Raw genomic sequence first — 23,289 nt, forward strand, 5'->3', positions numbered from 1 at the left:
GCAAGTCCTCACTAAAATTATTCTTCGTTCCGCTTTACATTGCGGATGTTTTTTTCTATCTTGCTTCGTGCAACGGTAACAAGATGTCCGCAACCGAGGCATTTTATTTTGAAATCTGCGCCGACACGCAAAACTTCAAACTCCTTGCTTCCGCACGGATGCGGTTTTTTCACCGTCAAAACATCGCCTATTTGAATATCCAAAATGTCACCGTCCTTAATTAATCTATAACTAAAATATTATATCACTATTTTATATCTTTATCAATAACATATTTTGTTGCGTTCTCTCATAGACTTTACTACTAAAGTAAAGGAATGATTAGAATGAATTATTATCCGGAGGGTATAAATTTTACGGACAAAAAATTCACCACGGTGAAGGAAATCAAATCGGCAATTGCAAGCGGTGAAATCATCGAGGGCAAAGTTTTGTTGTGCGACAGGGAACATAATCTTCACATTGATTTGGGGGTTATGAGCGGAATTATTCCGAGGTGCGAGGGTGCTCTCGGAATAGAGGAAGAAACCGTGCGTGACATTGCTTTGATAAGCAAGGTGAACAAGCCCGTAGCCTTTAAAATAGTGGCTGTTCGACAGGATGACTACGGCAACGACTATGCGGTTTTGTCACGCAGAATTGTTCAGCTCGAATGTATGCGTGACTACATTTCTCCGCTTGAATGCGGCGACATAATAACCGCAAGAGTGACCCACCTTGAACGGTTCGGAGCGTTCATAGATATAGGTGCGGGAATCAACTCGCTGATACCGATTGATATGCTGTCGGTGTCACGAATCAGTCACCCGAGAGAACGAGTATACATAGGACAAATTATACAAACCGTATTAAGAAAAAAGGAAGAACACAAAATGACCTTTTCTCTTAAAGAGTTGCTCGGCACTTGGGAGGAAAATGCGTCGATGTTCAGCGTTGGCGAAACCGTGACGGGAGTTGTGCGAAGCATTGAAACCTACGGCGTTTTTGTTGAGCTTGCGCCAAATCTTGCAGGTCTTGCCGAGCCTTGCAAAAACCTTGAACCGGGGCAACGGGTGTCGGTGTTTATCAAATCGATTTTGCCCGATAAAATGAAGGTAAAATTGGTCATCGTGGAAGCATTTGACGATTTTGATCCCCCTGCCGAACTTTCGTATTTTATCGACAGCGGAAGAATATCGCATTGGAAATATTCACCCGATAACGCAATAAAACTGATTGAAACAAAATTTTAGCTTTTTCGAGGCAAATCGGTTGATTATTTTTCGGCGTGGTTCAGGGAGTTTATCTACAATTTAAAAGTCTATTGCAAAAATCAATCTTTTATGTTAGTATGTAAAATAGATTTATATGCTTTATAAGAGGAGGTGATATTATGCGCAGGCAGAAATACAACTACTTTGACGACGACCCCGAGGAGGAAAAACTCCAAGAGGAAATTCAAGAACTTGTTGACGGGTTCACGGAATCGCAAGAGCAAGTGCCGATCCTGATTGAGCACAAGGCGAAAAAGCATTCGGTCATCCACAAAATCATCGACTTTTTCAAATCACTGTTTTTGGGTTTGGTGCTTTTGGTAACAAACACCTACAAGAGCATCAAAAAAGACATTGACGACACAGCCGAAGAAGCAAGGGTTGAAGAACTCAAAGAGCAGTACGAAGAAGAGCTTGAAGCCGACGGCGAAGCTCCCGATGAAGCACGGAACGAAGCGGAATTGATGTACGCCGAGACTGAAGAAGAAATCCTGCAAAGACGCACAATGTCACCGTGGCTCAGGGCAATTATCGTATTTTTGACGGCAATCATTTTGATTGTTGTAATCATTGTAACTGCGGTTATGAATTCGGCAAACGCTGTTAATTCCAGACACCACGAGTTTGAAAAGGACGCCAACAAGGTCTACACTCAGTACACCGAAAAATACGGCATTGCAAACTATAAATATATGAGCGAATACGAAGTTAAGGGTTATATGCTCACAGGCGTTTGCATTGTCAGAGAAATTGATTTTGACGACAACGGCAAGTCCGAACTTCTCATTTGCTACAACGACAACGACGAATATTACGAAGATGTTTGGGGCTACAAGGGCAACAATTTTGAACAGCTCTATCACAAAAAAGTTCCTCAGTCATCGAACAGAAATGATGATGTATGGGTAAGCGTTTATTCAAACGGCAAAACTTTTTATCTTTCCGAGCACAGCGCTTCGGATTTATCAAAAGTCACCCTTTTAAAACTATCCGGCGGTGAGTTTAAGAAGAAAACAACCGCTGTGTACAATACGGAAAAGTATTCGTTTGCAATCAAATCACGCAATGTGACCGACAATTTTGAACGCATAAAATTTGCGGTTTTGCGTGAAAATGCAGCGTCAACCACCGTTGACAGAACGCTTGACGCAACAGATTCTTATGCAGAAAAGACCACGAAAAAGCACATTCAAAATTCTGCCGACACGGCAAAATCCGCATACTATTCAATAGTTAAGGACTACACCGCAAAATACGGCGAAGCAAAGCTTGAATCAAGCGCAAAAATGCCGTACATCAGCGGTCTTGCAGGGGTTAATCTTATTGACTTTGACGGTGACGGGCAAGAGGAATTGATGCTCATTTATAAGCGTTCTGTCAGCGAACGTGATGAGGACTACGAGGGCAACTATGTGTCCGTTGAAAAGGAAAAATATTATTGCGACATCTATTCGTGGAACGGTCACAATGCCATTCAGGTTTATCAGGATGACGGAATAAGCAATTTGTATGATGACGAGGACTGCGCATATTACATCCTCAAAAAAGACGGCAACAGATATTTTTATTGTTCAAACAAGTTCAAATCGGATGATTACGGCAGAACCGTAACGGCAACATCTAAGATGATGCGTTTCAACGGTCAAAGTTTTGAACAGCAGTTCAAAGCAAACTACGAAACCGAATACGGCTACACGAAGTATTACATTGACAACGAGCGAGAATATAAAAATTCGTTCACTAAAAACGGCGGATACACCGTTCCGTTCTTTGACGGCGAGAATGAATTTGACAACAGCAAGTGGAATGTATGCTTCTTGAAAGGCGACAAGGAACGACTCAACAACATCAAGCTTCAGCTTGAAAAAACGCAAAACAACATCAAATCGCTTCAACAAAAAGATTGATATATCCGTTCAAACAAAACTCTCCTTAAATTAAGGGGAGTTTTATTTTTTTAAAATCATCTGTATTTGAATATTTTGTCGGATAGTAAATTTTTTATAAAGTAAATATAAAGTTATTGTAAAGGATTTTTTTGAGTGTTATAATATTTTTGTTTAATTTTTTAATAAAGGAGTTTTTCTATGGCTAAAAACAAAAGCGCTGTTGCGGAAAAGCCGACAACAGGAGCAAAAAAGTACATGAAGCCATCAGAGATTGCCACCTTTGGTATCGGACTGTTCGGTGTCGCTTTGCTGACCGGATGGATGCCTGACTACACGATGACATTCTTTGCTGACTTTGCATTCAAGGGCAAGGGATTTGATTCCGCCCAACTTGCACACGTTATCCCGATTGTTTTCGGTGTTGCCGGCATTGTCGGTGCGTTGTGCGAACTCATCATCGGTGTTTTGGTTGACAGAACACGAACACCGCTCGGCAAGGTTAAGCCTTGGGTCGGCTTCGGTGCAATTCCGCTTGCCATCATCTCAATGCTTGTGTTTGTTGCACCAAACACATCATCATTCACCCTTGCAACAATTTGGATGTTTGTGATTTACGCACTTTACACTGCGATTTCCTGTGCGGTTGAATCACCGTCAAACTGCTTCGGCGCACTCTGTTCGCCAAATCCGAGCGAGCGTTCAACAGCGATTTCCATCGCTTCGTTCCTCCGTTCGGTAGGTCAATCGGGCGGCCAGGTTGTAATCATTGTTGTTCCGCTTATTATGAAAGCGCTTATGGGTCAACAGCAATACAAAAACGCCGAAGGTCAAGGTCTTGACCTCATCATTTCAACGGCTGTTTGTGCTCTCGGTATGGTAATCTTTGTTATGATTTTCTTTGCAAACAACAAAGAGCGTGTGCCGTACACAAGCGAAAAAGTTTCGCTCAAAGAATCCATCAAGCTTGTTTTCACAAACAAAAACCTGCTTATGGTTTCGCTCACAAAATTGTTCGGCTTCGGTCGTGGCGTTTACGGCACAGTTTCGCTTTACATAGCCGTTTATCTCCTCGGCTCAAAGGGACTCAAGCTTGCACTTATGCTCCCTATGGGTATCGGCACAGCGGTCGGCACTTTGCTTGTTAACCTTGTGCTCAAAAAGTTTTCAACAAAGCAAACATTCATCCTTTTCTGCGTTTACGGTGCATCTGCAATGGCAATTTTGTACCTTGTATCAAAGGGTGTAGGCTTCAACAGCAACCTCATTGTTCCGTTCCTCATTCTCAATTTCTTCTGCGGAATTCAGCACGGCAACACAAACACAACACCAAACATTATGATTGCCGACTGTATTGACGAAATGGAATACAAAACAGGCAAGCGACAAGAGGGTCTTGCTTATGCCGGCTACGGTCTTTTCTCAAAAATCGCATCGGCAGGCACAAAATATCTTGCTCCTTTCCTTGTTTATACTTGGTCGGGCTACCACTTCTCAACAAGCCAAAATGTTGCTTATGCCGCACAGTCGGACGAGGTTCTCACAAAGTTCCTTGCAATTTATACGGTAATCCCTGCTATCTTTGTAATTCTTCAATTTGTCCCTATTCTTTTCTATGATATGGTAGGCGAAAAGAAAGAGAGAATTACCGCTGCCCTCCTTGAAAAGAGAGCAAAGGAAGAAGCAGAAAAAGCAGAAGAAGCCGAAACCGTTTCGGCAGAAATTGCGGAATAAGGAGGGATATGCTATGACAGAATCAAAAAAAGGCTTTAAAGCAGGACTTTACGGCTTAGTTGCAGGCATACTTTGTGCCGCAATTCTTGTTGGAATGACTGTTTTTGCATTCACCACCAGATACAATGCTTTTTCTCCTGAAAAAGTTGCACAATCTTATGCCGACACAATCGTTCAAACAGGCGACGGCTACAATGCACTCAAGGTTTCCTTGGTTTCCAAAAATCAAAAGTTCGGCAATTTTGTAATCAACGCTTATATGGCTCCTTATGTAAACGACAATAAGGGCAAGAAAAAGGGCGAAAAAAAGATTGAGCAGAACAAAGAAATCGGCACAGGAAGCAAGAAAGAAGCAAAGCTCCTCGACACAGTTTACAACACAATGTACGACTACTATGACGAGCTTATGAAAACAGTCGGACTCCAAAATTACGACGAGTTTTACAGCCTCTATTTTGCAAAACTCAAAGAGGTCAGAGTGGCTGTTCTTCAAGACGATTATATGGACACAGACTTTATGTTCAGCGTGTTTGAATCCAATGTTCAGACCTATGCAAACAAATTGACAGGCACGGAAAAGAAGCTTGCGGCTGATGAAAAAACCGTTATCCAAAAGGCTTCGACAGGTGTTTATCAAGAACTTTACGGTAAAAAATACAAGCTCACAACAACCGTAACCGACACAAAGGAATTACCTGCCGACGAAGTTAAGGCTTATGCCAAAGGCTACAAGGACAGAGTTGCTCCTATCATCCAAAAGAGCGAAACGGTTGCCGACACGCTTGATGACAAAAAATCCGAAGCAATGAAGTCTGCGTTTGAAAATCTCGATGTTGCAGACAGCATTGAAGCTGTTGACGAGTGCACCGTTGAGGTTACAAATCAAAACGGTGATGTCGTTGCAAACACAAAGGTTTATGTTGTAAGAATCGGCAACAGCTGGTATGTTGACAATTCAAACACCGACACCACTCCGCTTTACATCACTATTGCATAAATAAAATCAACGACCTTCCCTTTGCAAAACAAGGGGAGGTTTTTATTAGCCAATTGGAAATATTTACAAATGTGTTACAAAATTTACAAAATGGCAACATAAAATACTTGATATTTGTGTGATTATGTTATATTATATATATACTTATTGGGTAAAACCGAATTTTACGATTTTTATTACTTGATATAATTATTCACAAAAAGATAGGAGTGAGCGCTGTGATAGAATTTAGAGATGTAACAAAAGTCTACGGCAGCAACGATACACACGCTCTCGAAAATGTAAACATCAAAATCGAGGACGGCGAATTTGTATTCATTGTCGGCTCATCGGGTGCAGGTAAAAGTACTTTCTTGAAACTTATTATGCACGAGGAAAAGCCGACTTCGGGTGAAGTTATTGTAAACGGATATGCTTCAACAAAAATGAAAAAGCGTCAGGTTCCGTACTACAGAAGAACAATGGGAATAGTTTTCCAGGACTTCAGAATTATTCCGAAAATGACCGTTTACGATAATGTTGCATTTGCAATGCGTGTTATCGGAACAAAAGAAAAAGAAATCAGAAAAAGAGTGCCATACATTCTTCAGCTTGTCGGACTCAGCCAAAAGGCACGCTCAATGCCAAACGAATTGTCGGGCGGTGAGCAACAGAGAGTTTCGCTTGCGAGAGCACTTGTTAACAATCCCGACCTCATCATTGCGGACGAGCCTACAGGAAATGTAGACCCTGAGATGAGCCACGAGATTGTTGAACTTCTTACAAAAATTAACAACAACGGCACAACTGTTGTTATGGTTACACACGAGCACGACCTTGTGCGTACATTCCAGCGCCGTGTTATTGTTATTCAAAAGGGTAAGGTTGTATCAGATACCCCTGACCCGACTTTTGCAAAATTCAAGACCAAAGAAACAAAGAAAGAAAACGATATGTTCTACTTTGAGCAGGATGTCAAAAACGAAAACCTGACAGAAGTTTTTGAGGACTTGGAAGAAAGTGATGCACTCAACACAGACGGCATTGCTTCATTGGCAGACGACAAAACCGAGGGCACTGTTGACCTCAACGAATTGGCACAGGGAGGTGAGCAATAATGTCCGGAGCAAGTTTCAGATACCTTGTAAAAGAGGGCTTTCGCAACACTTGGACAAACCGTATGATGTCTGTTGCATCAATATGCGTATTGCTCAGCTGTTTGGTTCTCATCGGTTCGGCTTCAATGATATTTTTGAACATCAATTCTCTTGTTCAAAAAATCGAAAACGAAAATGTTATTATGGTGTACATTGATGATGAAGCAACAGATGCCGACATCGACGAATTGGGCATTGAACTTCAAAACCTCAACAATGTGCAAAAAATCGAATTTGTTGCAAAAGAGGACGCTTGGGCAGAGCAAATTGCAACAATGGACGAAGCTCAGGCAGAATTTTTCACAGAGCAAACAGATGAAATTCCGTTGCCTGACGCATACAAAGTTACGGTTAAAGATTTGGAGCAATTCACCTCCACGGTTAAGCAAATCAAAAAGCTTGACCATATCGACACCGTAAGACAAAACACCGACCTTGCAAAGAAGCTGGCAAAGATTTCAAACGGAATCAGCATTATTTCAATCGTTATAATTTCCGTTCTCTTTGCAATTTCTCTGTTTATTATTTCAAACACAATCAAACTCACCGTATACTCTCGCCGACTCGAAATCAGCATTATGAAATCGGTTGGCGCAACAAACAGCTTTGTTCAGCTTCCGTTTGTTGTTGAGGGCGTTATTCTCGGCGTTGTGGCAGGAGTTTTGTCGTTGTTCGCTGTTTGGGGAATATACGAGCTTGCCATCAGCAGATTTGGAGATGTGTTCAACTCCATAGGCTTAGATCCGCTTAACTTTATGGATTACGCTTGGATTATGCTCGGCGTATTTGTTGCTATCGGCATTGTCAGCGGTGTCGGCGGTTCACTCATTACTATGAGAAAATATCTTACAAAGGAAGGCAGTGAGATAAGTGCGGTTTAACGGTAAAAAAATAATTTCTTTGATATTGTCATTGGCATTTGCTTTCAGCGTTGTGGGCGGAACATCATCCACCTACGCCGCAAGCACTTCTGCCCTTCGTGACAAGCAGAAAAAAATTCAAAGTCAGATTGACGCAGCTCAATCAAAAATCAACAAACTTGCCGGTCAAAAGAAAAACACAGAGGAGTACATATCTGCTCTTGATGTAAAAATTCAAGCACTCAAGGACAAAATCAGCACCCTTAAAGCAGAGTCGAATGCACTCCAAAGCAACATCGACAAGGTTAAGAAAAACATTTCGGACACAGGTGCGCAAATCGACAAAATACAAGCCGACATTGACGCAAAGCAGGCTGAATTTGACAAGACCTTTGACGAATATTGCCAAAGACTCCGTGCAATGTATGTTTCCGGTCACGCAAGCAACCTTGAGGTGCTTCTCACAAGTTCCGACATCAGCTCAATCCTCACTCGTTCGGAGATGATTAAGTCTGTTTCGCAAAAGGACAGCAAAACTCTCAACGACCTTATGGACAAGATGAATGAAATTGAAAAAGACAAGGCAGACCTGGAACAAAAAAGAGCAGAACTCAAAAAAGACAAGGAAAAACTCCAGTCACAAAAGAACAAGCTCGACAGCAACATTGCAACAGTCAACGCTTCAAAGAAAGAACTTGACAAAGAGGTCAGCGAAGCAAACGCAATGATGCGCAAACTCAACAGCCAAACTGCCGAATACAAAGAAAGCATTTCGGACAACGAAGATGAAATGGCTCGAATTGAGGCACAAATTGCAGAAGAAATCCGCAAGGCTCAGGCTGCAAACACAGGCTCAACAAGCGGTTCGCACGGAAGCGGTGCATACAGTGGAACTCTTGGTTATCCAACAAGTTCACGCAGAATTTCCGCAGGCTATCCAAACTATTCAAGCGGTCGTTACCACGGCGGTGTTGACTTCCCTGTTCCGTCAGGTTCAGCGGTTCATGCTGCTGCATCCGGCACGGTAATCATTGCCAAAAACCTCAACTACAGCTATGGTCACTATCTCGTAATCGACCACGGCAACGGACTTTCAACTCTTTATGCTCACAACACCACACTTCTTGTAGGTGTCGGCTCACATGTCACAAAGGGTCAGGTTATTGCTCGCAGTGGTTCAACAGGAAACTCAACGGGTCCGCACTGCCACTTTGAGGTGCGTGTGAATGGTACAAGAGTAAATCCATTCAACTATCTATAAATTAAACCTTATTACGGCTCCCCTTATTAAGGGGAGCTGTCGCACTTTATGTGCGACTGAGGGGTTAAACTAAAACCCCACCGACTCGTTATACTCGTCACCTTTACTGCGTAGACGCCCCCTTTTGTCTGCGTTGCAGACATTTCCCCCGATTAACGGGGGAATCACTTTGCTTCAAGGGGAGGCATATTGTTATGTCATCAATAGAAGTTTTTATTCATAAAATAAGCATAATTCTTTATTTTTTAATATAATGTAAAAAATATAAAAAATAAATAAAATTCCTTTTACTTATAATACTAATTGTGGTAAAATTATTATGTAGAATTTTACGGAGGTGCGGAATGAATAGATATGTTAAAAAATTAGTTTCTGTTTTGATGAGCGCGTGCTTGATATGCACAAGTGCGGCAATCTGCACACCCGTTGGCGCAAGTCCCGCAAAATCGCAGGAACAACGCAAGGAAGAACTCGAAAAGCAGCTTGAAGAAACAAACAAAAAGCTTAAAGAACTCGGAAAAGAAAAAACCGATGCACAGGAATATCTTGATGTAATTGACACCAAGCTTGATACACTCAAGGAGCAGTATTCAATCACCTTGAGTGAAGTGAACGAAACCGAAAACAGAGTGCATAAAACTCAGCAAAGCATAAGTACAAACACCCAAACGCTCAAGGAAATTGAAGTGAGCCTAAAGGATATGGAGGCTCAGTCGGCAACACTTGAAGCGGAATACGATGATGTTTGGCAAAAATACTGCCAAAGAGTCAGGGCGATTTATGTTAGCGGCGAAACCGAAAGCGTGCTTACATTTTTGCTTTCTTCCGACGGAATTCAAAATTTTTTGACAAGACTTGAAATGGTGTCAGCCGTTGCAAAAAAGGACAGCAAACTTCTGAAAGAAATGAACACAAAAATTGAGCAAATTCAGACTTCACGCAAGGCGCTCGGCGAAAAGCGAGAGGAACTGAACAAAACTCAAAAGGTGCTCAAATCGGACACCGAAAGTTTGAAAGTTCAACAGGTTTCGCTCAACGAAAAAGAAGCCGAAATGAAGAAGAAAAAATCGGCTATGGAAAAACAACAGATTGAGGCAAACACAACACTTCAAAAAATCAACGACCAAACAAAGGAATATTCGGAACTTCACGACATAACTCAGGAGGAAATTGACCGAATCGACAACGAAATCCAAGAGGCAATCAAGAAGTACCAAAACAAGCAAACAACGACCAAAAAGAAAAAGAAGCCGACCACAACAAAGCCGACTACGACCAAACCGACAACAACAAAGAAAAACGAAACAACCACAAAGCATGTGACGGAAACAACGACCGAGGAGGAAACAACCGAGGAAGAAATTCCCTCCGACTTCATCAATATGACCTATCCTTGCCCTGATCACACAAGAATTACCTGCCCGTTCCACGGCTACACGGGTCACAACGGTTGCGACTTTTCAACAAGCGGAACAACGGGTCACAAAATCGTTGCTGCAGACAGCGGTACGGTCATCATTTCTAAGGACATCACCTGCAATCGCAACACCTGCAAAAAAAGTTACCACGGCAACGGATATTGCAGCTACGGCAGATACATTGTTATTATGCACGACCACCCTAACCGAAACGGACAAACCGTTTACTCACTTTATGCGCACAACAGCGTTCGCACCGTATCGGCGGGTCAGCATGTAAGCAAAGGTCAGCAAATCGCACTCAGCGGTTCAACAGGAAATTCAACAGGACCTCATCTTCACTTTGAGGTCAGAGTCGGCGACGGCTCATACGGCAGCGCCGTAAATCCGGCAATTTATTTGCCATAAATCTAAAAGCAATCAAAACAAGGGGTCTTCACTTTGAAACCAATTATAAAAAAATCCGTAGCAATCATACTTTCTTTGACAATGCTGTCAACCGCAAGTGTCAGCGTGTATGCAAACGAAAGCACCACAGCAAGCCAAAATTCAACCGAAAAGCAAACCACCACGGGTGTGGCAATGACCGACGCAAACGGCAAGGCAGTCACCAACCAAAGCGGTGAAGCTGTGACAATGTCGCCAGAGGAGGCACTCAACCAACAAAAGGTTGACCTTGAAGCAAAGCTGAAAGAAAGCGAGGAAAAACTCGCAAAATATCAAAAAGGTCAAATGGCAACCGAGGAATACATCAATTCGCTTGATGAAAAAATCGGATATATGAACCAAGATTTGAGTGTGCTCGACAGCCAGATTTCCACCGCCCGTGAAAAAATCAGGGGCTTGAAGCAGGAAACAAAGCAGTTGAAAAAAGCGATAAAGTTGGTTCAAAAACAGTATGACGAAACTACTGAAGAAATTAACGCGCTCAATAAATCGTTCCAAAAAACCTACAACGCATATTGCCTGCGAATGAGGGCAATGTACATATCGGGTTCGGACAGCATACTTGTTGCTCTGCTCACAAGCAAGGACATCGGTCAATTTTTGTCACGATACGAAATGATTAAAGCTGTGTCAAAATCAGATGCAAAGCTGCTCAAAGAAGCAAAGAAAAAGACAAAGCAAATCAGCGAAAAGAGCAAGAAAATCGCAGAACAAAAAGCAATGCTTGAAAACAGCAAGGCTGTGCTTGACGAAAAAAGCGCCATCATCGAAAACGAGCGTGACGGAATTGAAAGCAAGCAGTCTGAAATCGCACAAAAGAAAATTATTCTTGCTCAGGACAGAGCCGAAAGTGACGCACTTCTTGCGGAATATGCACAAAAAACTCAGATGTATTCCGAATATAAATATGAGGATGAGGAACTTTTGAAGCAGGTTGATGAGGAAATCAACAGCGTTTTGAACGGACTCAAAACCCCTGAGGAAGCAACCACCGCCGTAAAGAGCGACAAGAACAACAAAAAGCACAACACCGCAAGCGAAAGCAATTCTTCTCCGCTTTACTACAATTCGGCAGGTGTGCTCAACATGACCTACCCTGCACCGGGGCATTATTCCGTTTCCTGTGCATTCGGCAGATACAGTTCGGGCAAGGCTCACACGGGTACAGATTTTCCTTATCCTGTCGGGACAAAGGTTGTTGCCGCACAAAAGGGTATCGTAATCAAAACGAGAGAACTTAATTATTCATACGGCAAATATGTTATGATTTATCACGGCACAGATAATTTGGGCAGAAAAATAGTAACCCTCTATGCCCACAACTCACAGCTTCTTGTAAGCACGGGACAGACCGTTGCCAAGGGTCAGCAAATCGCAAAGGGCGGTTCAACAGGTAATTCAACAGGACCTCACTGCCATTTTGAACTCATAATTGACGGAAACAAGGTGAACTCTGCACCGTATTTGAGCAAATAAAATGAACAAGATAAATTGTCAAAAGGAATTAGACAAAATCACAGACAGCCTAAACGGAGATGTTCCAAAACTGTTTTTGCATTCGTGCTGTGCTCCGTGTTCAAGCTACACGCTGGAATATTTGAGCAATTATTTTGACATCACGGTGTACTATTTCAATCCGAATATCTCACCGAAGGCGGAGTTTGACAAAAGATACGCAGAGCAAAAAAGGTTGATAGATGCTCTGCCGTCAAAGCACCCGATAAAGTTGGTGCGTGGCGAATATGACTACAACGATTTTTTGGAAATAGCAAAAGGCTACGAGGATGTTCCCGAGGGCGGAGAACGCTGTTTCAGATGCTACCGTATGCGACTTGAAAGCACGGCGAAGCTTGCAAGGGAGCAGGGATTTGATTACTTCTGCACAACGCTTTCAATCAGTCCGCTGAAAAACAGCCAAAAAATCAACGAAATCGGCTATGAAGTTGCAGAAAAATATGGCATAAAATGGTTGCCGTCGGACTTCAAGAAAAAAGAGGGCTACAAGCGTTCTATCGAACTCAGCCGAGAATATCAGCTTTACAGACAGAATTTCTGTGGCTGTGTTTTTTCAAAGGAGAACAAAGATGAATAAACCGTTGGCAGACAGAATAAGACCAACCGAACTCTGCGATGTTGTGGGGCAAAAGCACCTGCTCTCCCCCGACAAAGCACTATATAATATGATTGAAAACGGCGACATTCCAAACCTGATATTCTACGGGCCTTCGGGTGTCGGCAAAACAACGGTCGCTTCTATCATTGCAAACAAAACAAAGCGTGCGTTGAGAAAGCTCAACGGCACATCGGCTTCAACACAGGATATCAAGGATATTGTGGCAGAAATAGGCACTTTTTCCGCTCCGAACGGAATTTTGCTTTATCTTGACGAAATTCAGTATTTCAACAAACGTCAACAACAATCCCTCCTTGAATACATAGAAAACGGCAAAATCACACTTATTGCCTCCACCACCGAAAACCCGTATTTTTATGTGTATTCGGCAATACTTTCCCGCTCAACGGTTTTTGAATTCAAAGCACTTGACTGCGATGATGTTATGCCAGCCGTGGAGCGAGGTTTTAAATTTTTGGAAAAAGAAAACGACATCAAAATCACCTATCCCGATGAGGTTGTAAAAAAGATTGCGCTCGGCTGTGGCGGTGATGTTCGCAAAGCGCTCAACAGCGTTGAAAATTGCTATTTTGCCACTCCGACGGTTGACGGCGAAAAATCAATCACAATCGAAACTGCGGAAGAACTTACGCAGAAATCGGCAATGCGCTACGACAAGGACGGCGAGGAGCACTATGACATTGTGTCGGCATTTCAAAAAAGTATGCGTGGCTCGGACACAAATGCCGCTTTGCACTATCTTGCAAGATTGCTTGAAGCGGGGGATTTGCCGTCGGCTTGCAGGCGACTTATGGTGTGTGCCTGCGAGGATGTCGGGCTTGCGTATCCGCAGATTATTCCGATAGTCAAGGCGGCGGTTGATGCGGCAATGATGGTCGGCTTGCCGGAGGCGAGAGTTCCGCTTGCCGATGCGGTTGTTCTTGTTGCCGAGTCGCCAAAATCAAACAGCGCCTACGAAGCGATAAACTCGGCAATGTCGGATGTGAAAAAAGGCAAATTCGGCCCTATTCCACGACAGCTTCAAAACAAGCATTATGACGGCGAGGACGCAGAAATCAAGGGACAGCACTATGTCTACCCTCACGATTTTCCAAATCATTGGACTGAGCAACAATATCTGCCGGACAAACTCAAAGATGCAAAATATTACGAATACGGAACAAACAAAAACGAACAGGCTCATAAGGATTATTGGAGCAGAATAAAAGGCGAAAAATGACGAAAAAGGAAAGAGCGTTAAACGCAATAGAGGTTCTGAAAAAAGAATATCCCGAAGCGATTTGCTCACTCAATTCCTCAAATCCGTTTGAGCTTTTGGTGGCGGTCAGATTGTCGGCGCAGTGCACCGATGCAAGAGTAAATCTCGTCACCCCTGCGCTTTTTGAAAAATACAAAACGCTTGACGACTACTGCAACGCCGATGTCAAGGACATTGAAGAAATTATCCGTTCCTGCGGTTTTTATAAAAGCAAGGCGACTTCCATAATTGATATGGCTCACGGCGTGCGTGACCGATTCGGAGGAGTCGTGCCCGACAATATTGATGATCTCATCACCCTCAACGGAGTTGGCAGAAAAACGGCAAACCTCATTGTCGGCGATGTTTACGGCAAGGAGTCAATCGTTGTTGACACTCATATGATTAGAATTGCAAACCGAATCGGACTTGTGAATGAAAAAGATCCGAAAAAAATAGAGTTTGCTCTCAAAAAAATAATTCCGAGCGAAGAAGGTTCGGATTTCTGTCACAGAATTGTGCTTTTCGGCAGAGATATATGCTCGGCAAGAAAACCGAAATGCGAAATCTGTCCTATGGAATATAACTGCAAAAAGGTTGGACTAAAGTAATGAACAGGGAAAACATAATATTGATTGGAATGCCGGGCAGTGGAAAAAGTACTTGCGGTGTGCTTGCTGCCAAGGCTTTGCTGAAGAATTTTTTTGATACGGACCTGTTGTTTCAGGGTCTTGAAGAAAAGAAACTTCAGGATATAATTGACGACAACGGCATTGAATATTTTTTGGATGCCGAGGAGCGAACAATTTTGTCGCTCGACATAAACGCAACCGTTGTTGCAACGGGCGGAAGCGTTGTCTACAGCGACAAATCTATGGAACACCTAAAGAAAAGCGGAAAAATCATTTTCCTGAATTTGAGCTACGACACTATGGTTGATAGAATAAAAAACATCACAACCCGTGGAGTGGTTGTCAAAAAAGGCGATTCGCTCAAAGATATGTACAACGAAAGACTGCCTATGTATCAAAAATGGGCAGATGTGGTTATTGATTGCGACAACAAAACAGTTGAGGAAACCGTAACTGAAATTGTAAAAGTTGCCGAGAAATAAAAAAGTCTTGATTTCATACACTTAAAATGGTATGATAGATAAAATATTCTAATATTATAATTTAATGGGAGGTTGTTATGAAAGAATACGGTGAAAAATTTGTAAAGGAAGGACTTACATTTGATGACGTTTTGCTTATTCCTGCAAAATCCGATGTAACTCCTGACGGTGTGTCGCTCAAGACAAAACTTACAAAGGATATTAGTCTTAACATTCCGCTTATGACTGCGGCTATGGATACTGTAACCGAATCAAGAATGGCTATTGCTATTGCTCGTGAGGGCGGCATCGGTGTTATTCACAAAAATATGACAATCGAGGAGCAGGCTACCGAGGTTGATAAGGTTAAAAGAAGCGAAAACGGCGTTATTCTCAATCCGTTTTATCTCTCCCCTCATCACAGCGTAAAAGACGCAGATATGTTGATGGGTAAATACAAAATCAGCGGTGTGCCAATCTGCGAGGACGACGGCACTCTTGTTGGTATCCTCACAAACCGTGACCTTCGATTCATTCAGGATTACAGCGTAAAAATCTCTACCGTAATGACTCCAAAGGAGGAGCTCATCACAGCTGTTGCAGGCACAACTCTTGATGAGGCAAAGAACATCCTTATGAAGTCAAAGGTTGAAAAACTTCCTCTTATTGACGAAAACGGCAAACTCACGGGTCTTGTTACAATCAAGGACATTGAAAAAGCCGTTAAATATCCAAACACAGCTCGTGACAGCAAGGACAGACTCCTTTGCGCAGCTGCTCTCGGTGTAACAGACGATGTGCTCATTCGTGCACAGGCTCTTTACGAAGCAGGCGTTGACGCATTTGTTCTTGACTCGGCTCACGGTCACTCGGAAAATATCATCAGAAATGTTGCAAAAGTTAAGGAAGCGTTCCCTGATGTTTCTCTCATCGCAGGCAACGTTGCAACTGCCCAAGCAACAGAAGCTCTCATCAAAGCAGGTGCAGACGCTGTTAAAATCGGTATCGGTCCGGGTTCTATCTGTACAACTCGTATCGTTGCAGGTATCGGTGTTCCGCAGATTACAGCTATTTACGATTCAGCTGCTATGGCTGACAAGTACGGCGTGCCTGTAATCGCAGACGGCGGTATCAAGTATTCAGGTGAAATCGTTAAGGCTATCGCCGCAGGCGGCAGCGTTGTTATGGTTGGTTCACTCGTTGCAGGTTGTGACGAAGCACCGGGCGAAACAGAAATTTATCAAGGCCGTCAGTTTAAGGTATATCGTGGTATGGGCTCACTCGGTGCTATGAACCACGGTTCTGCCGACAGATACTTCCAGAAAGGCTCAAAGAAATTTGTTCCGGAAGGCGTTGAAGGTCGTGTTCCTTACAAGGGAGCTGTATCAGACACAATCTATCAGATGATGGGTGGTTTGCGTTCGGGTATGGGCTATGTCGGTTGCCACACAATCGAGGAGCTTCGCCAAAACGCACAGTTCATCAGAATCACAGGCGCAGGTCTTGTTGAATCACATCCTCACGATGTTTACATCACCAAGGAAGCACCAAACTATTCGGGAAATAAATAAGATTACATCAATCACACAAAAACCGCCTGCACACATTGCCGGCGGTTTGATGTTCTGACAGGGTGAAAATATGGCGAAATCGGAGAAACGCAAAAAACGAATAGAAAAGTTTAAGCGGTTTTTAAAACGGAATATGACACCCACATGGGCAAAGCGGTTTACATATCAGGTTGTGGCGTTTTTGGTCAGCGTTTCAATGCTTGTTGTGGTGGTGTCTTATGCCTTCAACAAGACTTTTGATGAGCACGAACTGACGTTTGTTGACGGCTTCACAATCACGGCTCACACGGGTGCATACAACACTCCCGACAACTCCATGGAATCTCTTGAAGCGGCGATTGCCCACGGCGACCAATCTTTTGAAATGGATGTGCGACAGCGACCTAACGGCACAATCGTTATGAGCAGCGACATCATCAACACAAATTCCGACGGCACGGAAATCACTGCCGCATTTCAGTTGGCTAAGGAATCGGATTTGCACCTTAATTTGAATATTAAGGAAACAAGGGTGCTCAAATCACTTCACGATTTAATAGTCGATTATAGCCTGACCGACCGTGTAACTCTTACGGGAATTGAGGTTTTTCAGGCAAATAAGGTTAAGGAAAATTGCCCCGGAATTGAATACTATGTCAATTATATGCCGAGCAGAATTAATATTTTTACCGAAGATTATCAGCAAAAGATCATTGAAATGCTTGAAAAAACGGGAGCAATCGGCATAAATTGCAACTATAAGTATGCGTCACGAACATTGTCGTTGTTGCTTCACAAAAACGGCTATAAGCTTTCTATTTGGACGGTTGACAGAAAGTACCAAATCAAACGTGCACTCATCAACACCGCCGATAATATTACAACCCACAATCCACCAAAGGTTCAGCACATCATCAACAAATGGGGCAAATAGCCTTATAAAACAATAATTAAAACCTCCTACGGCAGAGCAAACTGCTGTGGGAGGTTTTGTTAATTATGATTACATTTTATCGGTTGTTTTGTGCTTTTTGTCGGTGTAAACCTCAGGTTGCCATTTTGACGAAAGCCAATATGGATTGTGCTTTTTGTGAACGTCGTACCAAACCTGCGGATAGTGAACCTTTTTGTTTTTAACCGCATCGGTGTATGGGGTTACTTTGCCGTCAACTTCAACGCAAAGAATGACAAATTTAAAGCTTTCCATAAAATCGGTATCAACATTTATGCTCAAATATTTGTCGGTATATGACATATCAAATGCTGAATGATAAAGCGAACGGCAGTAAACTCTGTCCTCGTATTCGTTAAAGCTGTCTTCGGTCAAATCACCGTGGGCATAGTAAGGAAAAATGTAGCCGTTGTCGTCGCTTGCGTTGATGTTTGCATAGTATGCGGCGATTACTTGGTAGGTCTTTCTTTTGCCGTAAATATCGGTGAGCGTAACTTTTTGAGTGCAGTTGTTGTAGCCTTTAACGGATGAATATAACTTTTCGATTTCGGTTGATGAGCTGTCAAGTCCGATTGATTTAATCTGCTTGTTGTCATCAATAGCCGAACCCGAATCGAAGTGATTTCCGCTTTGATAAACGTCACTGGTTATAAACATCTTTTCGTCGGTATCGTCAAAGCACAACATTCCCGAAACTTCGGAATTTATGCCGTAAGCATCGCAAAATTCTTCTGCAATGTGACGAGGATATTTGATGTTGTATTTCTTTTCGTACGGTTTCAAATAAGCTGTAGTAGCGGCATTGATGATTGCAATGGCAATCAAAACCGCAATTAGCGAACCGATACAAATAATAGGAAGTTTATATTTTTTTACCATTTCGGCAGATGAAGATTTATTTTCCTTTTTCATTATTTAATCACTGTCTTTCTTGCACCTTCAACAGCTCTTTGGATGAGAGCTTCGCTGTCGAGTGCTTTTTCTGCTTCAAGTATTTCTTCGATTTGTGGTCTTGTTTTTGGATGCTTTGGAGTGAATACTGTGCAACAGTCCTCGTACGGCAAAATTGAAGTTTGGAATGTGTCAATTTCTCTTGAAACTCGCACAATTTCGTCTTTATCCATACCGATGCAAGGTCTGAATACAGGAAGTTCTGTCGCAACATCGGTGCAGCCGAGTGCGTAGATTGTTTGGCTTGCAACCTGACCCACGCTTTCGCCTGTGATGAGTGCGGAACAATTTTGGTGCTTTGCAATGATTTCCGCAATTTTCATCATATATCTTCTCATAATGATTGTGAAGTAAACTTCAGGGCACTTGTCCCTGATAGCCTCCTGAAGTTCGGTAAACGGCACAACATAAGTTGTAATCGGTCCGCTGTACTGTGCAACTTTGTGGAGCAAGTCCATAACCTTTTGCTCGGCAAGTTCGGTTGTGTACGGAGGGGAAGCAAAGTGAACGGAAACAAGTTCAATTCCACGCTTTGCCATCATATAAGCTGCAACAGGGGAGTCGATTCCGCCGCTGATGAGCACCGCACCTCTGCCGCTTGTGCTGACAGGCATACCGCCTGCGCCCTTGATATTGTTGCCTCTGATGAAAGCATATGTATCTCTGATTTCAACCGTAACGGTGAGTTCCGGATTGTGCACATCAACCTTTAAATCGTGGTAGTTTGAAAGAATGTGACCGCCGAGTTCTCTGCAAATTTCAGGTGATTTGAGCGGAAACTTTTTGTCGCTTCGCTTTGCTTCCACCTTAAAGGTTTCTGCATCTTCAAAACGCTCACCGAGGTATTCAATGGTCTTTGCCTTGATGTCGTCCATATCCTTTTTGGCAACAAGTGCTCTTGAAAGTGCCGCAATGCCGAAAACTTTTTTGAGACGCTCAACTGCATCATCAAGGTCGATGTCGTCATCATTCGGCTCAACCATAATTGTTGACTGACTTTTTTTGAAGGTGAACTCGCCGATTTCGGCAAGTGCCTTGCGCATATTTTTTATGAGAATGTCCTCAAAGGTGTTTCTGTTGAGTCCCTTGAGCACAAGCTCGCCGTTTTTGATAAGTATAATTTCTCTCATTTTTTGTTCCTGTTGTGTTGAAAGTTTGTTATGTTCCGAGCGGATGGGATCCGCCCCTACGGTCGTTATAGTGGATATTTTTCCACAGTTTCCCTGATTGCCGAAGCAAGTTCGTCAATGTCGGTTTTTGTGTTCATTCTGCTGAGGCTGATACGGATTGATTTTTCAATTACCTTGTCGCCGAGTTTCATAGCCGTGAGCACGTGGCTCTTTTTGCCTTTTGCACAGGCTGAGCCGTTGCTGACGTAAATTCCGTATTGGCTCGAAAGGTGCTGAACAATCGTCTGGCTTGTCATAAAACTTGGGATGTACACATTGAGAATGTAATCCGATGAGTCGGTGCTGTTGTTGATTTTGACACCGTTAATTTTTTCAAGCTCCGCCCTTGCATAAGCGTTTAATTCGTGAATTTCGGCAGTCTGTTTTTTGAGGTCGGGGAACAGCGAAACCGCTTCGCCGAATCCTGCAATAAGAGGGGAAGCCTCTGTGCCGGGTCTGATTTTGTGTTCTTGTTCACCGCCGTATGTTCTCGGCACAATTCGTGTGCCTTTTTTGATGTATAACGCACCCGTGCCCTTTGGGCCGTGCACTTTGTGAGCCGTGATTGTCACCAAATCCGCACCCAGTTTGGCAGGTCTGATTTCGTACTTGCCGTATGCCTGAACGCAGTCGATGTGCACAAGTGCAGGTGCTTTTGCTTTTTTGACAGCTTTTCTTATGCTTTTGACAGGCAAAATCGAGCCGACCTCGTTGTTGACATACATCATCGAAACAAGGATTGTGTCGCTGTTGACAGCCTCAAAAATCTGCTCCTCGCTGATGTTGCCGTCGCTGTTCGGTTCAAGCCTGATAACCTCAAATCCCTGTTTTTCAAGCTCTGCCACCGATTCAAGCACACTTTCGTGCTCAATGGCTGTTGTTACAATTCGGTTGCCCTTGCGCTTGTTTGCCATTGCCGAGCCAAAGATTGCAAGGTTGTTTGCCTCCGTGCCGCCCGAGGTGAAGAAAATCTCTTCACTCTCGCACGACAGAGATTTTGCGATTATATCTCTTGCTTTGCGAACCTCCGCATTTGCGTCCAATCCCTCTTTGTGGAAAGATGACGGATTGCCAAAATGCTCGGTCAACATTTGATAAACTTTTTTTGCAACTGCCTCCTCAGGCTTTGTGGTTGCGCTGTTGTCTAAATAAGCACTCATTATTTTATGTTTCTCAATTCCTTTAGTTTAAATGCGGCTGCAATGGTTTTTGCATCTGTGATTTCACCGCTCATAATTTTTGCGATAAGGGTGGACAGCTTCATCTTTGTCACCTGCAAAAATTCGTCCTCGTCAAGTTCTTGCTCAACCTCGGTCAAGCCTGTTGCCGCATAGAGGTAGATTTCTTCGTTTGTGTAGCCCGGTGACGGATAAATTTTGCCGAGGTCAATATAATTTTCTGCTATAATACCGCATTCCTCGTGGAGTTCTCTCTTGCCTGTTTCAAGCGGGTCTTCGCCTTTTTCACGCTTGCCGGCAGGTATTTCGTATATGGTTTCCTTGTACGGATAGCGGAATTGACGCACCATATATACGCACTCGTCGTCGCTCAATGCGATAATTCCAACGCCGCCCGGATGGTCAACAACCTCTCTGTTTGCCTTGTCGCCATTGCAAAGTGTGATGTCGTCAACGTGGAAGGTGAGTACTCTGCCGTTGTAAATGCCTTGTGAATTCTCGGTTCTTTCATACATACCGAGAGCAATGGATTCAACGTCCTCAATCTTGTCGATAACATAATCCGCACCGCTTTCGATAAGTTCAAACTTGTTGCCAAATCCCCACAAAACGCCTACGCTTGGAACTCCGGCTTCTCGTGCACCGTCAATGTCATAAAATCTGTCGCCTACCATAATTGCATCGCAAGGTTCAATGCCGAGTTCATTTAGGCAACGGCTCAAAATACTCTGCTTTGATTCGCAGTCCGCATTAAAGCTGACCGCACTTATGCAGTCAAAATATTCCTTGAGATCTGCTTTTATCAAAAGTTCCTCAACATAGTTGATAGGCTTTGATGAGGCAACGCCAAGCTTGAAGCCCTCGTTTTTGAGTGCTTTTAAAAGTTGTGGGATTCCCTCGTAAAATTCGCTTTCGTATAGTCCGATGTTTGTATATCTTTCGCGATATTTTTTAACAAGTTTTTCAGCGTCCGTCACGCTTTGGTTGAATTTTTCCTGAAATGTCACAAGCAATGGAGGTCCGATAAAGAAGTCAAGCTCCTCCCATTCGGGAGCATCGATATCAAAAGCGTCAAGCGCGTATTTTGCACTTTTTTTAACGCCTACTCCGGTGTCGCAAAGTGTGCCGTCAAAGTCAAAAACAACTGCCTTAACCATTATTTTGCCTCCACTTTTTTCATAAAACGCACGCTGTCAACAACAAATCTTTCGATTGTGCCTTTGCCGATTACCGTGCCGTCCTCCTCGCAAGCCTTAACGTCAAAGATGAGCTTTCTGCCCTGCGTTTCTCTGAGTGTTGCGTAAGCAATTACAACTGTGCCCACACCGCTCGCCTTGTCGTGAGTGACATTGATTGCTGTGCCGACAGTTGTTTCGTCACCTTCTAAAAAATCAGAAATAGCCGTGCAGGTTGCCTTTTCCATAAGTGCAATCATAAACGGTGTGCCAAAAACAGGCAACGAACCGCTCTGTGCCGCAATGGCGGTGTTGGTGGAATTAACAATAGTAAGAGCCTCGCCCTTAACCTCTGTAAAAATCTCTTGCATAAGTTCACCTCGCAATTTATTCGATATATTATAACATATAATTGTAATTAATACAATATATAGGCAGAGTTTATTTGTGTTAACAAATTGCCTGATATTAGGATTTTGCAGGCGAACACAGTTCGCCCCTACGGCATTTTTAAAACCCCACCGTCAACACTTCGTGTTGCCACCTTTACTGCGTAGACGCCCCCTTTTGTCTGCGTTGCAGACATTTCCCCCTATTAACGGGGGAATCACCTTGCAACAAGAGGAGGCAAATCGGTTGAATATATTTGGCGTGTTTCAGAGACTTTATTGACAGTCTGGGGCTGTATAAAGAAAAAAGAGCAGGTGTAACACCTACTCTTTTCCCTCTCTGTCTATAACAAACTATAGGAGGACAGGTTACCCAAAACGGTTGCGGCTCCGTTTCGAGCGTACCAACATTATAGTAGAAATTTACCAACTTGTCAAGTGAAAAGTTAAAACATTTTTGGTAAAATAT

The 23,289-nt window shown here is 43.1% G+C and carries 20 protein-coding genes and 1 pseudogene; 15 read left to right on the forward strand and 6 right to left on the reverse strand.

Features of this window, described 5'->3' with window-relative positions:
* Positions 1-17: 17 nt before the first annotated feature.
* Positions 18-203, reverse strand: a complete 186-nt coding sequence (locus Q0E03_RS04360) for a DUF951 domain-containing protein (RefSeq protein WP_294837069.1) — start codon at positions 201-203, stop codon at positions 18-20.
* A gap of 123 nt (positions 204-326) precedes the next feature.
* On the opposite strand from Q0E03_RS04360, the gene Q0E03_RS04365 reads away from it, so the two are divergent.
* The 15 genes and pseudogenes from Q0E03_RS04365 to Q0E03_RS04435 all read left to right on the forward strand — a co-directional run bounded on the left by Q0E03_RS04365 (position 327) and on the right by Q0E03_RS04435 (position 17,940).
* Entirely contained in the window at positions 327-1,232 is a 906-nt protein-coding gene (locus Q0E03_RS04365) for a S1 RNA-binding domain-containing protein (RefSeq protein WP_297129771.1), read from the forward strand.
* Positions 1,233-1,372: 140 nt separating this feature from the next.
* Entirely contained in the window at positions 1,373-3,160 is a 1,788-nt protein-coding gene (locus Q0E03_RS04370) for a hypothetical protein (RefSeq protein WP_297129772.1), read from the forward strand.
* Between the two features lie 180 nt (positions 3,161-3,340).
* Positions 3,341-4,873, forward strand: a complete 1,533-nt coding sequence (locus Q0E03_RS04375) for an MFS transporter (RefSeq protein ID WP_297129773.1) — start codon at positions 3,341-3,343, stop codon at positions 4,871-4,873.
* A 13-nt stretch (positions 4,874-4,886) separates the two neighbouring features.
* Entirely contained in the window at positions 4,887-5,870 is a 984-nt protein-coding gene (locus Q0E03_RS04380) for a hypothetical protein (RefSeq protein WP_297129774.1), read from the forward strand.
* A 218-nt stretch (positions 5,871-6,088) separates the two neighbouring features.
* Positions 6,089-6,745, forward strand: a pseudogene (gene ftsE / locus Q0E03_RS04385) (cell division ATP-binding protein FtsE); the annotation flags it as partial.
* Between the two features lie 221 nt (positions 6,746-6,966).
* On the forward strand, positions 6,967-7,887 hold the full coding sequence (gene ftsX, locus Q0E03_RS04390) for a permease-like cell division protein FtsX (RefSeq protein WP_297129775.1): 921 nt from the start codon (positions 6,967-6,969) through the stop codon (positions 7,885-7,887).
* 25 nt (positions 7,888-7,912) lie between these two features.
* Positions 7,913-9,127 carry a murein hydrolase activator EnvC gene (locus Q0E03_RS04395; RefSeq protein ID WP_297129776.1) on the forward strand — a complete coding sequence of 405 codons (1,215 nt, stop codon included), beginning with the start codon at positions 7,913-7,915 and terminating at the stop codon, positions 9,125-9,127.
* Between the two features lie 344 nt (positions 9,128-9,471).
* On the forward strand, positions 9,472-10,953 hold the full coding sequence (locus Q0E03_RS04400; protein WP_297129777.1) for a murein hydrolase activator EnvC: 1,482 nt from the start codon (positions 9,472-9,474) through the stop codon (positions 10,951-10,953).
* A gap of 33 nt (positions 10,954-10,986) precedes the next feature.
* Positions 10,987-12,468 (forward strand): murein hydrolase activator EnvC, encoded by a 1,482-nt coding sequence (locus Q0E03_RS04405; RefSeq protein WP_297129778.1) that lies wholly within the window; start codon positions 10,987-10,989, stop codon positions 12,466-12,468.
* 1 nt (position 12,469) lies between these two features.
* Positions 12,470-13,084, forward strand: coding sequence for an epoxyqueuosine reductase QueH (locus Q0E03_RS04410; RefSeq protein WP_297129779.1), 615 nt, complete (start codon positions 12,470-12,472; stop codon positions 13,082-13,084).
* Positions 13,077-14,345 (forward strand): replication-associated recombination protein A, encoded by a 1,269-nt coding sequence (locus Q0E03_RS04415; RefSeq protein WP_297129780.1) that lies wholly within the window; start codon positions 13,077-13,079, stop codon positions 14,343-14,345. The genes Q0E03_RS04410 and Q0E03_RS04415 overlap by 8 nt, the downstream gene beginning before the upstream one ends.
* Positions 14,342-14,974, forward strand: a complete 633-nt coding sequence (gene nth, locus Q0E03_RS04420) for an endonuclease III (protein WP_297129781.1) — start codon at positions 14,342-14,344, stop codon at positions 14,972-14,974. The genes Q0E03_RS04415 and nth overlap by 4 nt, the downstream gene beginning before the upstream one ends.
* A complete protein-coding gene (locus Q0E03_RS04425; protein ID WP_297129782.1) occupies positions 14,974-15,477 on the forward strand; it encodes a shikimate kinase in 504 nt (167 codons plus the stop codon). Before nth ends, Q0E03_RS04425 begins: the two co-directional genes overlap by 1 nt.
* Positions 15,478-15,554: 77 nt before the next feature.
* Positions 15,555-17,027, forward strand: a complete 1,473-nt coding sequence (gene guaB / locus Q0E03_RS04430) for an IMP dehydrogenase (RefSeq protein ID WP_297129783.1) — start codon at positions 15,555-15,557, stop codon at positions 17,025-17,027.
* 133 nt (positions 17,028-17,160) lie between these two features.
* Positions 17,161-17,940, forward strand: coding sequence for a glycerophosphodiester phosphodiesterase (locus Q0E03_RS04435; protein WP_297129784.1), 780 nt, complete (start codon positions 17,161-17,163; stop codon positions 17,938-17,940).
* Between the two features lie 69 nt (positions 17,941-18,009).
* Here Q0E03_RS04435 and Q0E03_RS04440 read toward each other — a convergent pair whose 3' ends face one another.
* The 5 genes from Q0E03_RS04440 to Q0E03_RS04460 all read right to left on the reverse strand — a co-directional run bounded on the left by Q0E03_RS04440 (position 18,010) and on the right by Q0E03_RS04460 (position 22,802).
* Positions 18,010-18,870, reverse strand: a complete 861-nt coding sequence (locus tag Q0E03_RS04440; RefSeq protein ID WP_297129785.1) for a hypothetical protein — start codon at positions 18,868-18,870, stop codon at positions 18,010-18,012.
* Complete coding sequence (thiI, locus tag Q0E03_RS04445) at positions 18,870-20,039, reverse strand: tRNA uracil 4-sulfurtransferase ThiI (protein WP_297129786.1); 1,170 nt, start codon at positions 20,037-20,039, stop codon at positions 18,870-18,872. Before thiI ends, Q0E03_RS04440 begins: the two co-directional genes overlap by 1 nt.
* A 65-nt stretch (positions 20,040-20,104) precedes the next feature.
* A complete protein-coding gene (locus tag Q0E03_RS04450; RefSeq protein ID WP_297129787.1) occupies positions 20,105-21,238 on the reverse strand; it encodes a cysteine desulfurase family protein in 1,134 nt (377 codons plus the stop codon).
* Positions 21,238-22,413 (reverse strand): HAD-IA family hydrolase, encoded by a 1,176-nt coding sequence (locus tag Q0E03_RS04455; RefSeq protein ID WP_297129788.1) that lies wholly within the window; start codon positions 22,411-22,413, stop codon positions 21,238-21,240. The genes Q0E03_RS04450 and Q0E03_RS04455 overlap by 1 nt, the downstream gene beginning before the upstream one ends.
* Positions 22,413-22,802: a thioesterase family protein gene (locus Q0E03_RS04460; protein WP_297129789.1), complete on the reverse strand. Its 390-nt coding sequence runs from the start codon at positions 22,800-22,802 to the stop codon at positions 22,413-22,415. Before Q0E03_RS04460 ends, Q0E03_RS04455 begins: the two co-directional genes overlap by 1 nt.
* Positions 22,803-23,289 lie beyond the last annotated feature (487 nt).

It is taken from the genome of uncultured Eubacterium sp. (genome assembly GCF_934525195.1).
Classification (GTDB): Bacteria; Bacillota; Clostridia; order Oscillospirales; family Acutalibacteraceae; genus Eubacterium_R.

Bases quoted from the DNA above. Each gene is read 5' to 3' on its own strand.
- Q0E03_RS04450 (WP_297129787.1), bottom strand. From the start codon at position 21,238: ATGAGTGCTTATTTAGACAACAGCGCAACCACAAAGCCTGAGGAGGCA.
- guaB (WP_297129783.1), top strand. From the start codon at position 15,555: ATGAAAGAATACGGTGAAAAATTTGTAAAGGAAGGACTTACATTTGAT.
- thiI (WP_297129786.1), bottom strand. From the start codon at position 20,039: ATGAGAGAAATTATACTTATCAAAAACGGCGAGCTTGTGCTCAAGGGA.
- Q0E03_RS04380 (WP_297129774.1), top strand. From the start codon at position 4,887: ATGACAGAATCAAAAAAAGGCTTTAAAGCAGGACTTTACGGCTTAGTT.
- nth (WP_297129781.1), top strand. From the start codon at position 14,342: ATGACGAAAAAGGAAAGAGCGTTAAACGCAATAGAGGTTCTGAAAAAA.
- Q0E03_RS04415 (WP_297129780.1), top strand. From the start codon at position 13,077: ATGAATAAACCGTTGGCAGACAGAATAAGACCAACCGAACTCTGCGAT.
- Q0E03_RS04365 (WP_297129771.1), top strand. From the start codon at position 327: ATGAATTATTATCCGGAGGGTATAAATTTTACGGACAAAAAATTCACC.
- Q0E03_RS04410 (WP_297129779.1), top strand. From the start codon at position 12,470: ATGAACAAGATAAATTGTCAAAAGGAATTAGACAAAATCACAGACAGC.
- Q0E03_RS04375 (WP_297129773.1), top strand. From the start codon at position 3,341: ATGGCTAAAAACAAAAGCGCTGTTGCGGAAAAGCCGACAACAGGAGCA.
- Q0E03_RS04435 (WP_297129784.1), top strand. From the start codon at position 17,161: ATGACACCCACATGGGCAAAGCGGTTTACATATCAGGTTGTGGCGTTT.
- Q0E03_RS04460 (WP_297129789.1), bottom strand. From the start codon at position 22,802: ATGCAAGAGATTTTTACAGAGGTTAAGGGCGAGGCTCTTACTATTGTT.
- Q0E03_RS04400 (WP_297129777.1), top strand. From the start codon at position 9,472: ATGAATAGATATGTTAAAAAATTAGTTTCTGTTTTGATGAGCGCGTGC.
- Q0E03_RS04440 (WP_297129785.1), bottom strand. From the start codon at position 18,870: ATGAAAAAGGAAAATAAATCTTCATCTGCCGAAATGGTAAAAAAATAT.
- Q0E03_RS04370 (WP_297129772.1), top strand. From the start codon at position 1,373: ATGCGCAGGCAGAAATACAACTACTTTGACGACGACCCCGAGGAGGAA.
- Q0E03_RS04455 (WP_297129788.1), bottom strand. From the start codon at position 22,413: ATGGTTAAGGCAGTTGTTTTTGACTTTGACGGCACACTTTGCGACACC.
- ftsX (WP_297129775.1), top strand. From the start codon at position 6,967: ATGTCCGGAGCAAGTTTCAGATACCTTGTAAAAGAGGGCTTTCGCAAC.
- Q0E03_RS04425 (WP_297129782.1), top strand. From the start codon at position 14,974: ATGAACAGGGAAAACATAATATTGATTGGAATGCCGGGCAGTGGAAAA.